This is a genomic window from Rhodothermales bacterium, assembly GCA_034439735.1.
Taxonomy (GTDB): Bacteria; Bacteroidota; Rhodothermia; order Rhodothermales; family JAHQVL01; genus JAWKNW01.
In genome coordinates this window covers 1-15,672 of record JAWXAX010000147.1, presented here as the reverse complement: position 1 = coordinate 15,672, position 15,672 = coordinate 1, and the positions used below count along the sequence as shown (strand labels likewise).

The 15,672-nt window shown below is 60.6% G+C and carries 11 protein-coding genes; 7 read left to right on the top strand and 4 right to left on the bottom strand.

Annotated elements, in window-relative coordinates:
- Positions 1-142: 142 nt before the first annotated feature.
- The 4 genes from SH809_11430 to SH809_11415 all read right to left on the bottom strand — a co-directional run bounded on the left by SH809_11430 (position 143) and on the right by SH809_11415 (position 4,894).
- Positions 143-1,039 (bottom strand): hypothetical protein, encoded by an 897-nt coding sequence (locus SH809_11430; GenBank protein ID MDZ4700309.1) that lies wholly within the window; start codon positions 1,037-1,039, stop codon positions 143-145.
- A gap of 73 nt (positions 1,040-1,112) precedes the next feature.
- Positions 1,113-2,111 carry a 3-dehydro-L-gulonate 2-dehydrogenase gene (yiaK, locus tag SH809_11425; protein MDZ4700308.1) on the bottom strand — a complete coding sequence of 333 codons (999 nt, stop codon included), beginning with the start codon at positions 2,109-2,111 and terminating at the stop codon, positions 1,113-1,115.
- Positions 2,111-2,800, bottom strand: coding sequence for a response regulator transcription factor (locus SH809_11420; GenBank protein MDZ4700307.1), 690 nt, complete (start codon positions 2,798-2,800; stop codon positions 2,111-2,113). Before SH809_11420 ends, yiaK begins: the two co-directional genes overlap by 1 nt.
- A gap of 6 nt (positions 2,801-2,806) precedes the next feature.
- On the bottom strand, positions 2,807-4,894 hold the full coding sequence (locus SH809_11415; protein MDZ4700306.1) for a HAMP domain-containing sensor histidine kinase: 2,088 nt from the start codon (positions 4,892-4,894) through the stop codon (positions 2,807-2,809).
- Between the two features lie 224 nt (positions 4,895-5,118).
- Here SH809_11415 and pyk point away from each other — a divergent pair, with 224 nt between their 5' ends.
- The 7 genes from pyk to SH809_11380 all read left to right on the top strand — a co-directional run.
- On the top strand, positions 5,119-6,531 hold the full coding sequence (pyk, locus tag SH809_11410; protein MDZ4700305.1) for a pyruvate kinase: 1,413 nt from the start codon (positions 5,119-5,121) through the stop codon (positions 6,529-6,531).
- A 111-nt stretch (positions 6,532-6,642) separates the two neighbouring features.
- The gene (locus tag SH809_11405) at positions 6,643-9,726 is read left to right on the top strand and encodes a tetratricopeptide repeat protein (GenBank protein MDZ4700304.1); all 3,084 of its coding nucleotides are present in this window, start codon (positions 6,643-6,645) and stop codon (positions 9,724-9,726) included.
- A 203-nt stretch (positions 9,727-9,929) separates the two neighbouring features.
- Complete coding sequence (ftsH, locus tag SH809_11400) at positions 9,930-11,918, top strand: ATP-dependent zinc metalloprotease FtsH (protein MDZ4700303.1); 1,989 nt, start codon at positions 9,930-9,932, stop codon at positions 11,916-11,918.
- A gap of 365 nt (positions 11,919-12,283) precedes the next feature.
- The gene (rpsL, locus tag SH809_11395; protein MDZ4700302.1) at positions 12,284-12,664 is read left to right on the top strand and encodes a 30S ribosomal protein S12; all 381 of its coding nucleotides are present in this window, start codon (positions 12,284-12,286) and stop codon (positions 12,662-12,664) included.
- A gap of 86 nt (positions 12,665-12,750) precedes the next feature.
- Entirely contained in the window at positions 12,751-13,218 is a 468-nt protein-coding gene (gene rpsG, locus SH809_11390; GenBank protein MDZ4700301.1) for a 30S ribosomal protein S7, read from the top strand.
- Positions 13,219-13,374: 156 nt separating this feature from the next.
- Positions 13,375-15,468, top strand: a complete 2,094-nt coding sequence (gene fusA, locus SH809_11385) for an elongation factor G (protein MDZ4700300.1) — start codon at positions 13,375-13,377, stop codon at positions 15,466-15,468.
- Positions 15,469-15,525: 57 nt separating this feature from the next.
- Positions 15,526-15,672, top strand: a 147-nt coding sequence (locus SH809_11380; protein MDZ4700299.1) for a GTP-binding protein, incomplete at its 3' end; no start/stop codon positions are given.

Below are 15,672 nucleotides of genomic sequence, written 5' to 3'. Positions count from 1 at the left end.
CGTCGTGCGAGGTGGTCCCCCCACCTTGTTAAGAGGTTAAAGATTGGAAATTAACGATTAAAGGAATTGCGCTCGGGATGGGGTGGTAACTCGCCAGCGCTTCATCGTACCCTCCCTGCCATCTTTAATCGCTATCCTTTAATCATCCCCCCGCCCGGCTGCTGCTCAGCAACGCAGAGGCCTGTTGCATGACGCCTACCGGGAGCCGGCCCAGGTTGGTTTCCACGAACTTGATCGCCCGGTCGACTTCCTTACGAGCGTCGGCGTTACCCTGCTCCTGCGCCATGAATTGCAGAGCCGCGTTCATCTGGTGGAGCAGCGCGGCATCTTCACTTACCCGCGCGGCGATCTCGAGACGCGATGCGGCCTGCTCGGCGGCCAGGACGGTGGACCGGTACCTGGCGGCGCGTTGCTCATGCAGGTCGGCCCGGGACGCCAGGCTGTTGGCCTCTTGATCCAGGAGCTGAGCCAGCTGATCGACGGCCTCGGATTCACCTTCCGCAAGTCCAGTCACTTCGGCGGCGTACGTTTCAAACGACGCAATGGCGTCGTTTCGCGCGGCATCGGACTCGATCCCCTGCACCTGCGGGACAGCCACGGTGTCCACGGTCCCAACGCGAAACGGGATCCGGACCGACAGGGCGTTACGCCAAGTGGCGATCGCGTCGCTGTGCTCCTGCAGACGATTTACTTCCCGCCGCGCTTCGTTGAGCACATCCGTGGCCTCTTTGGTGCGTCGTTCGGCTTCCTTCCGGCGGTCGTCGGCCTGGTCGCGCAGGTCCTTGGCCCGCTTCGATTCCGTATCTGCTTTCTTGCCGTGCTCTTTCACATCATCGCGCAGTTCGGATGCGCGTTTGGCCAGCCGCGAGGCCTCTTCGCAATCTTGCTTTCCCGCCTCCATGCTCAACGCCATCTCGCCCCGCCAGCGGGTGATGTCAGGCGCTTTACAGGAGATTTTGATTTGCGCGAGGCTGTCGTGAGGCGAGAGGCCTGCACAACACAGCACGAAGAGGAAAAGAGACAGGAGAGGATGACGCATAGCACCTTGGGGGGATGGTTTTACGGGTGGATCGGTGCGACATAATACGACAGAATAGGTTAGGATGCCTGCATTACCCCCCGCTTGCATCCAGGATGGCCCGCCAGACAGCCGGATCCACCGGGATGCCCAGGGTCCGATTCTCACGCCGAGTCTCCAGGGTGCGTTCGCCCGGATACCGCACGGAAGCGCCCGGAACGGCCGGCGAAGCGTGGAGATGCTGGATGGTCTGCTCCGCCACCGTCGCGACAAAAGCCGGCGAAAAGGGCTTTATGGCGATGAATATCTGGGACAGGCTCCGCTCGAGAAGCGGGTCGCTCGCGATGGTGCAGGTCGCGTCCCCTTCGGAGAGGCCGGCCGCGATCAGGTCCAGCGCAATCGACAGCGCCGAGCCCTTCCAGTAGCCAATGGGGAGCGGCCGGCCGCTCGCTTCGATGGCGCCCGGGTCGTCGGTGAGTGCCCCCGCGGCATCGAAACCGCCGGGGACGGGCAGGCGTTCGGCTTTCTTTCGGTAGGAATCCAGCGCCCCGTAGGAATATTGGGACATCGCCATGTCGATCACGACGGCTCCTTCCGGCATGGGCAGCGCCATCACGATCGGATTGTTGCCGATACGTGGCGCCGCAGAGCCCCAGGGAGGCAGGTTCTGGTTCGTGTTGGTCCAGCAGATCCCTATACAGCCGGCGTCTGCCGCCTGCCAGCCATACGACCCGCCCCGCATCCAGTGGTTGGTGTGCCGCAACGCCACGGCTCCGATGCCATGGGTCTCCGCCAGCGTAAGCGCGCGCGCCATACATCGGTGCGCGTTGACATTACCCGGGCCCATCTGACCGTCCCACTGCTCGAACGCGCCGGCGCCCTTTATACGGACAGGCTCCGCATCGACAATAATAGATCCGTTGGCGATCATCGCCAGCACCCGTGGTACCCGGTTGAGGCCATGCGAATACACCCCGTCCAGGCTGGTTTCAGCGATGAGGCGGGCGCTGAGCGCGGCGGCTTCGGTGGGATATCCTTCCCCTTGAAAAAGGCGCTGGAGGGTAGCCAGTACTTCGTCGAAAGGAAGGCGCATCACTCGGCGAATTTATAGCCCAGGCCGTGTACGGTGAGGATATACTGGGGATGCCGCGGGTTGGGCTCCAGCTTTTGCCGGAGCCAGGCCACATGTACGTCGATCGTGCGGGTCGAGGGGAGCGAGTTGTAGCCCCACACCTCGTTCAGCAGTTCGTCGCGAGACAGCGTGGCGCCGCGGTGCTCCATGAAGTAGCGGAGGAGCTGAAATTCTTTAGCCGAGAGGTCGACGATCGTGCCGGCGCGGCGCACTTCGGCCCGCCGGAAGTCGATCTCTACGTCCCCAAACTGGTGCACCTCCGTCGCAATGAGCGGGTTCGCCGCGCCGGCGCGCCGAATCAACGCCTCTATCCGGGCGATCAACTCGGGCATCTCGAAGGGCTTCGTCAGGTAATCGTCCGCCCCGATTTTTAACCCCACCACCTTGTCCACCACCTGCCCGCGGGCCGTCAGCATCATGATGGGGGTCCGCACGTCGCGCTTTCGTAATTCCTGGCAGACGTCGAAGCCGCTTTTCTTCGGCAACATGACATCGAGCAACACCAGGTCGAACGCTTCGTTAAGCGCGGTACTCAAGCCGGAATCGCCATCGTTACGGCTCACGATAGTGTAGCCTTCGCTGGCAAGTCGATCCGTGAGGGTCATCACCAGGCCCGGCTCGTCTTCGATCAATAAGATGCGTTTGCTCATGAGGGATCAGGCCGTAGCCGCCGGCTCGGTTTCGACGGTCGTACGCAGGGGGAGATGCAGCGTAAATGCGCTGCCTTTACCGGGTTCGCTGACGACCGTTACGCGGCCGCCATGCGCCTCGGCGGTGGATTTGACGAGGCTCAGGCCGAGGCCGTTGCCGTGAATTTGCGCTTCTCGCACGGCGTGGCCGCGATAGAAGCGGTCGAAAATAAAGGGTAACTCGTTCGCGGGGATCCCGCTGCCTTTATCGCGCACCGTCACCTGGACCTCGGGGCCCTTGCCGTTGCGGGTCAACACGGCCTCGATCCCCAGCCACGTGCGCCCGTCGCTGTATTTAATCGCGTTGGTTATCAGGTTGCGTAGCGCCGTCTGGAGGGACCGGTCGTCGATCGTCATCTCGGGCAGGTCCGGGGCGATGGTTTTCGATACCATGAAGTCGGCCTCTCTCAGTGCCCCCTCACACGACGACAGCGCCTGGTCAATGGTGCCTGCGATGGAGGCCGGGCGGAAAAGATACCGCTTCTGGCCGGACTGTACGCCGGCCAGCTCCAGCACCTGTTCCACCATCTCGGTGAGTCGCCGCCCCTCGCGACGGATCAGATCGCCGTACCGCTTGGAGTGCTCGGCGCTCTGGACGACGCCGTCCGCCAGATTTTCGGCGGCCGAATGGATGACGGCGAGGGGGGTACGAAGCTCATGCGAGATGCCGGCCACAAATTCCATCTGTTGCTCGGCCAGGAAGCGCGCTCGGCGGGAAGAGTTATAGAGCAGCGCGACCGCGGAGCCCAGCAGTAGCAGGATGCCGAAGCTCATGAACAGGTTTCGCGAGCGATTGGCGCGGACCGACGCTTCCAGCGACCCGGTTCGGTGCTTCAGCATCATTTTCCAGGCGTGCCGGCCATCGTCCTCCAGCTGTGCGGCGGCGCTGTCGGCCGGCGGAGGCTTGGGACCGTTCTGGTCCATCGCTTCGTCTTGCAATCGCGTCAACGCGCCCAAGAGGTATTCGGTGGTCAGCTGGCCTTCCACGTCGTTTTCACGGGCCATGCGCAGCACGGCCTGGAGCGGGAATGGCGGCTCGTGGGCGATGGTCTCGAACGGCAGGCTGTCCGGTAGCGCCGGCAACCAATCATGCTGGGCCCGGTCGATCAACAACCGGGCGAACGAAGGGTCTCGGTTGGCGAGCGCCGTGTAGCCCCGCACGATCATCGAGCTGGGGGTGAGGGGCTGGCGTTGCCAGAAAAAGCCCCCGCCCAGGAAGTGAACGGCGTCCGGCTTCTCGAAGTCGCGCAGCGTCAGCGTTGAGTCGGATTGAAAGATCACCAGTTCCTCGTCGTCCTGGCTGACGACCATGACGTGGTAGCCGGCATCGTCCCCGGCGCCGGCAAATTCGGTCGCGAGGCCGGTAAGCAGGGTGTCGACAATATACGTCCGGTTCAGGAGCAGCAGCGTGTGGCCGGCCCGGCCCGCGATCGTGGCGTCCAGGTTGTTCAGTAGGTCCTCGGCGCCAATTTCGGGGTCGATCGAGACAGGGATCGGGATGGCCGGCGTTCGGGCGAGCAGCGCGGCGTTCCGCGCCCGGAAGTCGCGCAACGCGTCGTTTTCAACGTCGAAGTCGCGCGCCGGCGCGGATTCCAGGGCCTCGCGTTGGAGCTGGTTGCGGAGCACGATGTAATCCCGCCAGGAGAGCAGCGAGTCCGGCCAGGGGATCTCGCGCAACACACCCGTCGCGCGGTCCAGCTCCTGGAGGCGCACGGCGTGCCGGCTCGGATAATCGATCCAGTAGATTCGTTCGATCAGCCGGGGGTGTTCGGTCATCCGCTCCCAGTGCCGGTAGTTGAGGGCGAGCTGGTTGGCCACTTCTTCGGTCGACCCCGTCAGGCTCACGCGAAACAACCAGCGAAGGGGGGAGATCTCCCGGTCGAACGCGTCGTGAAAATACTCGGCGCTCGTATTCAGGTTGGCGCGCATGCGCTCCAGTTCGCTATCCGAGAGCTGACCGATCCAACGGAACTGCATAAACGCGAGCCCGGGGAGCAGCACGGCCATGCTCAGGACCATCAGCAGCATCCAGGAGGGTTTTTTGCGATTCATCATGGCGTTACGTGTTCACAGGAAGGGTCCATGCTGAAAACCGGGCAGAAGGAGGGCAAGTTCTTGGCCGGGGCACAATTTACAACTTTAACTATCGGTTAACACAGTTCCTTTCTTCACAGGTGAGGTGGGGTGGGAGTGCTCGAATCAAAGTGAGCGATATGCGGTTGATGTGAGCCATATCTGACGCACACCCTTCACGCTCATCAGCCTTTCAGGACACCTCCATGTCACGCCGCACGAAGATTATTTGTACGCTCGGCCCCTCTTCTTCCGACCCCGGCATGATTCGCGCGCTCGTCGATGCCGGGATGGACGTGGCTCGGCTCAACTTCTCCCACGGCTCCCACGAGGACCATCGGCGGCGAATCCTGGACGTGCGCGAGGCCGCCGCCGCCGCCGGCCGCGATGTGGCGATCCTCCAGGACCTTCAGGGGCCTAAAATTCGCGTCGGAGACATCGAAAACGGGGCGATCCTCATTCATAAAGGCCAGCGCCTCATCCTCTCGCCCGACCCGGCGGACAACAGCGGAGAGCGCATTTATGTGAGTTATTCCACCCTCGCTAGGGATATCGACGCCGGCGGCCGCATCCTGCTCGACGATGGACTACTCGAACTCCAGGTGATGGAGATCGTCGGCCGGGATGTCATCACCGAGGTCATCGTCGGCGGCATGCTCCGCTCCCGCAAAGGCGTGAACCTGCCGCACATCCGTACGAGCACGCCGGCACTGACCGAAAAAGACATCGCCGATCTCGAGTTTGGCCTGTCGATGGATGTCGATCTCATCGCACTCTCGTTCGTGCGGGATGAGTCCGACGTGACAAACCTCGTGCAGCGAATCCGGACTAGCGGCAAGGCCGTGCAGGTCATTGCCAAGATCGAGAAACCGGAGGCGGTCATGAACATCGATCAAATCCTCAAACGGGCGGATGGCATCATGGTCGCGCGCGGCGACCTCGGGATCGAAATGCCGATGGCCCAGGTGCCGGTTACCCAGAAGATGATCATCAACAAGTGCCGGCGCGCCGCGAAGCCCGTCATCACGGCAACGCAGATGCTCGAAAGCATGATCGAAAACCCACGACCCACCCGCGCCGAAGCGAGCGATGTCGCCAATGCCGTGTTAGATGGCAGCGACGCGGTGATGCTCTCGGGCGAGACCGCCGCCGGCAAACACCCGACGCGCGTCGTAGAAGCCATGTCACAGATCATCCTCGAAACCGAGCGCCTGGGCTTTCAGATGCCGCTCGGGCCGGAGGCGGAGTGGATCTCGAAGGCGCTCACGGAGTCCGTCAGTTATACCGCCTATCAGCTCGCCTGTCAGGTAGGCGCGAGCGCCATCGCCTGCCTGACGAGCTCGGGCACCACGGCCCGCTCGATCGCTCGCCACCGCCCGGGAATGCCGCTTTATGCCTTTACCAATCACGAAAAGGTCGTCAAGCAGCTGGCGCTGTTGTGGGGAACAAAAGCATTTGCCATTCCCTTTCAACGAGACACCGACCAGGGGGTGAAGCTGGTGCACGATTTGCTCAAGAAGCACAATCTCGTGGCGCCGGGGGATCGTGTGGTGGTCACGGCCGGCATGCCGCTCCCCGCCCGCGGACGTACGAATATGATCCACGTCACCCAGGTCTGAATCCCGCTGCTGGCGGTTCCTGCAACAGGTCCAATGGCGATACGTCGACCCACCAGGGGAGCCCCACAGCACATGCCTGACCATGTGCACGCCTGCAAACCAGAACACCACATGATGACTCGCCATGGGCGCCGCCTCCCAGCCGGCCGCATCCTCTTGATCATCGGGGTCGTCCTGCTGGCCGCCGGATGCAAGCAGGAGTCCTTCATCGGTCGCCGTTACGATAACTTCACGGCGTACTACAATACGTTTTATAATGCCCGGAAACAGTACGCCGAGGGTGTGCGGGCCATCGAGCGGACTGCGAATCAGGGCATCGACCGCACGGTCTACCTCTCGGTCTTCCATAAACCGGAACGGGTGTCGAACGAGCAGAACTTCAACGAGGCCATCAAGAAGAGCGCGGACGTATTGCGCGAGAACCAGGGTTCCAAGTGGGTGGACGATGCGCTGCTGCTGATCGGGAAATCGTACTTCTATCTGGAGAACTACGTCGGCGCCGAGGAGAAATTCCAGGAAGTGATTTCGATCGGCGGCGATCTCGGAGACGAGTCCCGCTTCTGGCTCGCCCGCACCCTGATTGCCTCGAACTCCTTCGACGACGCGATCAATCACATCGAATTTAGCCTGAGTGTGGAGGGGCTTTCACGAAAATGGGAGGCGCAACTCCGGCTGGCCCTCGGGGAACTGCACGTGCGTCGTAGCGCCTGGGAGGAAGCCGCTCTCGAACTCGAGCGCGGCCTGGAACGGGCGCCCGACCGGACGACCGCCGGCCGCGCCACGTTTTTGCTGGGCCAGGTATATGAAACGCTCGACCAGTACGATAAGGCGCTCCTGGCGTATGCGCGCGTGCAGGACTTCAAGCCCGAGTATGCCCTGTATTACGCGGCCCTCGTCAGCGAAATCCGTGTCGAAGCCCAGCATGGTAATTCCGTTCGGGCGCTCCGCCTCGTGCGCTCCATGGAACGTGACGACAAAAACTTCGAAAGCCGCGCCGAACTGGCCTACTTCCGCGGCCGTGTATTCCAAGCCATGCGTCTGCCGAATGAGGCCTACGAGATCTACGATGGGCTGCTGTATACCGAGGATCGGACCATCAACGCCACGGCCATCAGGGGCAAGCTTCACCATGCGATCGGCGAGTTGTATCGGGATGAGTACGTAGACTTCAACTACGCCGCGGCCCACTTCGACACGGCGCGTGGATCCCTGCAGTCGACCGCGCGCCGGCCGGCCACCGCCGCCGCCATCCAGTATGCGCCGGAGGCCATCACCGACGGCGAGAAACAGGCCGAAGTGTTCGGTAGCTTTTCTACGGTACATGATAAACTTGTGCATGTCGACTCCCTCATGCGTCTCGGGGAGATGGATGAGGAATCCTTCGATGCCTTTATCCTGGACCTGCGGAAGAAACGCGGCGAAGAGATCCTGGAAGAACAACGCGCGCAAGCGCGTCGTCAGGCCGAGCAGCAGTTTCAGGCGATTTCAACCGTAGCCGAAAGCAGCGGCAAACAGCTTGACGCGTTTGCCGATGCGATCGCCCAGGGAGATTCAGATTCCGGGTTTTTGTTTTACAAGGATCGAATCCGTCTTCAGGAGGGCCGGCTCAACTTCATTGCCCGGTGGGGCGATCGTCCCCGGGTTGAAAACTGGCGCCGGCTCGACGCGGTGAACTCTTCGGTGCAGGCGCAAAGTGGGCTCGCGACCGACTCGACCGTGATCAGCGCCCGCCAGCAGCTCCTCGATGAGATGGAACTGCCCGAAGTCGACTTCTCGGAAGTACCGCGCGACGAAGCCACTCGGTCCGCCATGGAAGAACAACGCGCCCAGATTCGATACGAACTCGCCAACGTGCTCTTTCTTTCCATGGAGCGGCCGGACTCCGCCGCGGCCTGGTACCGTATGGTGATCGAGGATACGGGCGATCTACCCGTCGCGCAGCGCGCGTACTACGCCCTTGCTGAAGTTCAGCGTGCCCTGGGTGACAGCCTTTCGGCGAGCAACCTGTATGCGCGGGTACTCGATCTCTTCCCGAATAACGACTTTTCCGATCGGGTGAGGGGCCAACTCGGCATGGCTCCCACCCTGGTCGAAGACGCCCCCGATTCGACGAGTCTCGCCGATGCCGCCTATGATCGCGCCTACGATCGATGGAGCGCGCGACAGTACGCGCAGGCGATCACCGACATGCTGACCGCCGCCGAGTCGTTCCCCCTTAGCGATATGGCGCCGCGCGCCTGGCTGGCCGTCGGCGCGATGTACCTGGAATGGGCGATGACGGATAGCCTCGATATCTACGCCCTGCCGCTGCCCGATCTTCCGGATTCGCTGCTGGCCGGATACGCGTTTGTGGATTCTCTCCGCGCCGCAAAACCGGTTGAGCCCGCGGCATCTGGTGCCTCCGCCCCGGCCAACCAGCCGGTCGCTACGCCAACGGTCCGTCGCCCGGTCAGGACGCAAGCGTCACCCGCCGCGCCGAAAACCACGACCGAAGATGCGCCGATGGATTCGCTGGCCCTCGCGCCGGCCGATACCCTGGCCCTCGCGCCGGCCGATACCCTGGCCCCATCGATGACCGATCCCCGCGTCGCGCAAGATACCCTTGATGCCGCCCGAGATAGCCTCGACGTGGTAGGACCGGCCCCGGACAGCCTGGCCATCGCTGTAGAATCCGCCCGGGTTATCCCGAACCGGACGCCCCTGACGCTGGCCGAAAAGATGTCCGCTATCCGCCCGGTCTGGGCGCCGATACGAATCGACAGGTTGTACGGCGAGATCGTGGAACGGTATCCCCGAACGCCTTATGCCGATGTCGCCAATCGTCGTCTCAAAGCGATCGCCGAGCTGCGTCCGGAAGGGCAGGCCCTCCAAATGGTCGAAGAGATCGAGCAGCAGGCGGTGCTTGATGCCCTGAGTCCGGAAGAGCGCCAGCTCAAGGGCCCGGAGCCAATCGATCTCACGGCGGAGGGGTGGGTGCTCGTCGTGGCCTCGTTTCCGGAGCTGGACCCCGCCGATGGTGTCAGACAGGAGTATGTAGATAAAGGCTACAGATCCGCCGTACTCAAGGCGCCTACCCGGCATCGCGTGATCGTAGGGATTTTCGCGACACTGGACGAGGCACGCGCCGGGCTCGCCGCCAACAAAGAGGCGTTTCCCGCAAATACCTGGTTTTTGGATCTGCGGAATCCGCGGTAATTGGGCCGTCAGGCAGATACTCGCGGCGGTCTTGGAGCGAGTGGACCAGAGGAACTTAAGCCGCTTTCAAGGGGTTCGGCTTGAACGCACGCCCGCATATTTCCCGCAAAAAGTGCTCCCACCCGAATCACGCCAGCTTTTTTTCTGAGTCTCAATAAGACGCTAACGGACCTGCATCGCAACCAAACTAAGGACGCGTCCCCATGGCTCAAAACGAGCGTGATACTAGTGATTTTTCCTCTGGAGGTGACGGTAATCGGATGAATGACCGCAGGAATCGGTTTTCGTTGTGGATCTATCTCATCGTGTTTCTGGCGTTTCTTGCGAACTTCCTGTTCTTCTTGAGCGGCGAGGACCCTAATCGCATCGATTACAGCGCGTTTCTCGAACACGTACGAAATGGCTATGTCGAGAAGGTCGACATCGTCGGCGATACACGCATCAACGGCATGTACACCGAGCAAGCTGCGGAGCAGGGTCGTGTGAAGCTCGCCAAGCCCCGGCAGGACTTCCTCGGTGGCGTAACGGAAGGCTCGGCGCGTCGGTTTACCACGATAAAGTCGTCTGAAGAGCCCATCAGCGATTTTCTCAGCGAACACAACGTAGCCTTTAGTTTTGAGGCGGAAAACAACTGGTTTGGCGGGATGCTGACCTGGGTATTCCCGCTGCTCATCATCGTCGCCCTGTGGATGTTCCTGATTCGGCGGATGAACCCCGGTTCGCAGGTATTGAATATCGGTAAGAACAAGGCTGTCTTGTTCGACGCCATGGGGGATCAGACGATCACGTTCAAAGACGTAGCCGGCCTCGATGAGGCGAAAGAGGAAGTCGTCGAAGTCGTCGAGTTTCTGAAAAACCCAAAGCGCTTCACCAAGCTAGGTGGCAAGCTTCCGAAGGGCGTGTTGCTGGTCGGCCCTCCTGGTACGGGTAAAACGTTGCTGGCGAAGGCGGTAGCCGGCGAGGCCGGCACGCCCTTCTTCTCTCTGTCGGGTTCGGATTTTGTTGAGATGTTTGTCGGCGTCGGCGCGGCGCGCGTGCGGGACCTCTTCAAGCAGGCCAAAGAAAAGGCGCCATGTATCATCTTCATCGACGAGATCGATGCTATCGGCCGCTCACGAGGCCGAGGCATGATGATGGGGGCGAACGATGAGCGCGAGAATACGCTCAACCAGATCCTGGTAGAGATGGATGGGTTTAATACGGACAAGGGGGTCATCATCATGGCCGCCACCAACCGCCCCGATGTGTTGGACTCGGCGTTGTTGCGCCCAGGCCGGTTCGATCGCCAGATCTTGATCGACAAGCCGGACCGAAAGGAGCGCGAAGAAATCTTCCGTGTGCATACCCGGAATCTCATCCTTTCGCAGGAAGTGGATGTGAGTGTTCTGGCCAGCCAGACGCCAGGTTTCGCCGGCGCCGAGATCGCCAACGTCTGCAACGAAGCCGCCATCCTTGCGGCCCGAGAGAACAAGGATTCGATCGAGATGGATGACTTCGAGCGGTCCATCGACCGGGTCATCGGCGGTCTGGAGAAGAAGAACAAGATTATTTCGCCCGAAGAGCGGAAGATCGTGGCCTACCACGAGGCCGGCCATGCGATCACCGGTTGGTTTTTGCCCCATACGGATCCCGTCGTTAAGGTGTCCATCGTGCCGCGCGGCCTGGCCGCTCTTGGCTACGCGCAGTATCTGCCTGAAGAGCGTTATCTGTATACGCGTGAAGCGCTCCTGGACCGCATGACGATGGCAATTGGCGGCCGAGTGGCCGAGAAGATCGTCTTCGGGCAAATTACCACGGGCGCCCAGAACGATCTCGAGCGAATCACGAAGATGGCCTACGCGATGGTCGTGGATTATGGTATGAGTGAAGGCCTGGGTAACATCAGCTTCAATCTGTCCGGCCGTTCCGACGAATCGCCGATGTTTGATAAACCTTACTCGGAGGAAACGGCGCGTATCATCGACCAGGAGGTGCGAGGCTTCATTGAGGATGTCGAGGCACGCGCCCGTACCCTGCTGCTCGAAAAGCGGGATAAGTTGACCGAGATGGCCGAGTTACTGCTCAAGAAGGAGGTCCTCGGGCCACGCGATCTCGTCGAAATTCTGGGTCAGCGTCCCTTCGGGGAATACGTCTACGTAAATGGGAAGGGGCAGCAGAGCGAAGAAGAGAGCATTGAGGCTGCCGCACCCTGACGGCGCGCGCGCAAGGAACCAGTAGAAGGCGAAGACGTTCATCCCGGCCGCTGATCGCGAAAGGGCTGGACGTTTTTGTTTTTCTATGCCTTTCGTGCCGGCGGCGCCGGACATGATTCAAGAGGAGCGTGCTTTTTCTTCCTTCGGCTCATATTGATCAATCGATCTATCTCAATTGATCAATCATAGTCGTTAATTCCGTTAAAATCAGGCGTTTAGGCCGCTAATTAACGGTATCTTGAAGAAAGAATTAGAACAAACCGCTGCTGTTGGGTATCATACTAGTCTGGAAAAAAATCCGGTGGGTTGGTTTGTGGCAGCAGCCACGAAGTGACTCCTAACAGTTCAGAAGAACGGAAGCGTACGTGCCGACAATTCAGCAATTGGTTCGCAAGGGGCGCCAGAGCAAGGTCCGCAAGACCAAGTCCCCGGCTTTGATGAGCATGCCGCAGCGTCGTGGCGTTTGCACGCGTGTTTATACGACGACACCGAAGAAGCCGAACTCGGCGCTTCGTAAGGTGGCCAAGGTTCGGTTGAGCAACAGCATTGAGGTCATCGCCTATATCCCGGGCGAGGGGCACAATTTGCAAGAGCACTCGATCGTCCTGGTGCGTGGTGGTCGTGTGAAGGACTTGCCGGGTGTGAAGTATCACATCGTTCGTGGCGCTCTCGATACGTCGGGCGTGGACGATCGGCGTAAAAGTCGTTCCAAGTATGGGGCGAAGCGTCCCAAGCAGAAGAAGTAGCACCCGGGGCAGGGATGTAGTCGGCATTGGCCGGCTGCGTTGGCCGGGCTGTCATTAGAAGCTTTCCTTTTTCAGAATTTACGCTTATGCGCAGAAGAACAGCAGAACGGCGGACGATAACGGCTGATCCGGTCTACAGCGATCAGCTTGTGTCGCGATTTGTGAGCAGTGTGATGCGGAGCGGTAAGAAGAGCATTGCTCAGCGCATCGTCTACAAGGCATTCGACTTTATTGAAGAGCGTACGAATGAGCCGGGTGTCGACGTGTTCAAAAAGGCGGTGAACAATGTGTCGCCGCTGGTTGAAGTTCGGAGCCGCCGCGTGGGTGGCGCCACCTACCAGGTTCCTGTTGAAGTGCGGCCGGATCGGCGTGTGGCTCTGGCGTTTCGCTGGATCATCCAGTATGCATGGACGCGCACGGACAAGAGCATGGCTGTACGGCTTGCGAAGGAGTTGATGAGTGCCGCCGGCGGAGAGGGCGGGTCAATCAAGAAGAAAGACGACACGCACCGTATGGCCGAAGCTAACAAGGCGTTCGCCCACTTCCGGTTCTAATGGCCGGCGGTATGGTTCATGCCTTTTACCCAGTACCTGTTACGTGCTACCAGACCGTTACTCAGTACCCGTTACCTGTTAGATAGTATGCATCGGGTGAGGCGCCTCGGTGAGGTGAGATTTCAACCGATGATTGTACCCTAGCGAATACCAGAAATGGCTGACAATAAAAAGACTGCCCTCAAAGACACGCGCAATATTGGCATCATGGCCCATATTGATGCGGGGAAGACGACCACGACCGAGCGCATTCTGTATTACACGGGGCGCCTCCATCGCATGGGTGAAGTCCATGAGGGCGGTGCAACCATGGACTGGATGGAGCAGGAGAAGGAGCGTGGCATCACGATCACGAGTGCGGCGACCACGTGCTTCTGGAATGACCATCGTATCAACATCATCGATACGCCGGGGCACGTCGACTTCACCATTGAGGTAGAGCGATCCCTGCGTGTGCTCGATGGCGCGATCGCGCTGTTCTGCGCCGTGGGTGGCGTGGAGCCGCAGTCGGAAACGGTATGGCGGCAGGCCGACAAATACCGTGTGCCGCGTATTGCCTTTATCAATAAGATGGACCGCACGGGCGCCGACTTCTACAATGCCATCGGCATGATGAAGGATCGCCTGAAAGCCAATCCGGTCCCGGTGCAGATTCCAATCGGCGCGGGCGACATGTTCCGTGGTGTGATCGACCTGGTCAGCGGCAAGGCGATCGTGTGGCACGACGAAGCCCTTGGCGCAACCTGGGATGAGATTGAGATCCCGGACGACCTCAAGAAAGATGCCCGCCACTGGCGCATCCACCTTCTCGAGTCGATCGCCGAGCATAACGACGAGTTGCTCATGAAATACCTCGAAGGCGAAGAGATCACGCCCGAGGAAGTACGCGCTACGGTCCGCAAGGCGGCCATCGGCATGAGCATCACGCCGGTTTTCTGCGGTACGGCGTTCAAGAACAAGGGCGTGCAGCGCTTACTGGATGGGGTGATCGACTATCTCCCCAGCCCGGTCGACGTCCCTGCCGTGGAGGGCATCCATCCCCATACCGATGAGCAAATCTCGCGTACGGCCGACCCGAATGGACCCTTCAGTAGCATCGCGTTTAAGATCATGACGGACCCTTACGTCGGTAAGCTGACGTTTTTCCGGGTCTATAGCGGTACGCTACAAAAAGGCGCTGCCGTGTTTAATGCATCGAACGGGAAGAAGGAGCGCGTGGGCCGCATCCTGTTTATGCATGCCAATACCCGCGAGGATGTGGACGTGGTGAGCGCCGGCGACATCGCCGCCGCCGTCGGATTAAAAGATGTACGCACGGGCGATACGCTGTGCGAGATCGACAACCCGATCCTCCTCGAGCAGATGAACTTCCCCGAGCCGGTCATCCGGATCGCCATCGAGCCGAAGACCAAGGCCGATAGCGACAAGCTGGGTACCGGCTTGCAAAAGCTCGCCGAAGAAGATCCGACGTTCAAGGTGGCGGTCGATCACGAGACGGGCCAGACCATCATCGCCGGCATGGGCGAATTGCACCTGGAGATCATCGTTGATCGTCTCCGCCGCGAGTTCAAGGTCGAAGCCAACGTCGGCAAGCCGCAGGTGGCCTACCGCGAAGCCATCCAGACGACGGTGGACGAACGCTATACGCACAAGAAGCAGTCGGGCGGCCGCGGCCAGTTCGCCGAAATCCAAATGGAAATCGGGCCCAACGAATCCGGTGTGGGCATGGAATTCGAGAATGCCGTTGTAGGCGGTAACATCCCGCGCGAGTTTATCCCCGCCATTGAAAAGGGAATCCGCAGCGCGTTGCTTCAGGGCCCGTTGGCTGGTTACCCGATCGAAGGCATCAAGGCGCGTCTGTACGACGGCAAGTTCCACGCGGTGGACTCGGACCAGATGTCCTTCGAAATCGCCGGACGAATGGGCTTCCGCGAGGCGGCGCGAAAGGCAAAGCCGGTTCTGAAGGAGCCGATCATGGAGGTCGAGGTCGTTACGCCCGATGAGTACATGGGCGACGTGATTGGCGACCTCAACAGCCGCCGTGGCCGCATCGAAAGCCTCGGACAGCGTAACGACGCTCAGGTGATTCGTGCGCTCGTGCCGCTCTCCGAAATGTTCGGCTACTCCACGGACATGCGCTCCATCACCCAGGGGCGAGCCATTTATAGCATGCAGTTTCATAGCTACGAGCCGGTGCCGAAGAGCGTCGCCGACGAGATTGTGGCGGCATCGACCGGTGTTGCGGCCTGAAACCGCCATCCCGATGCACCCGCGTAACATCACACGAATAAGTTAATCGACACAGTTATGGCGAAAGAGACGTTTCTACGCAACAAGCCTCACGTGAACGTGGGTACGATCGGACACGTGGATCACGGGAAGACGACGTTGACGGCGGCGATCACGAAGGTGCTGGCCGATCGTGTAGGCGGCGGCATCGTGGTACGCTCGTTT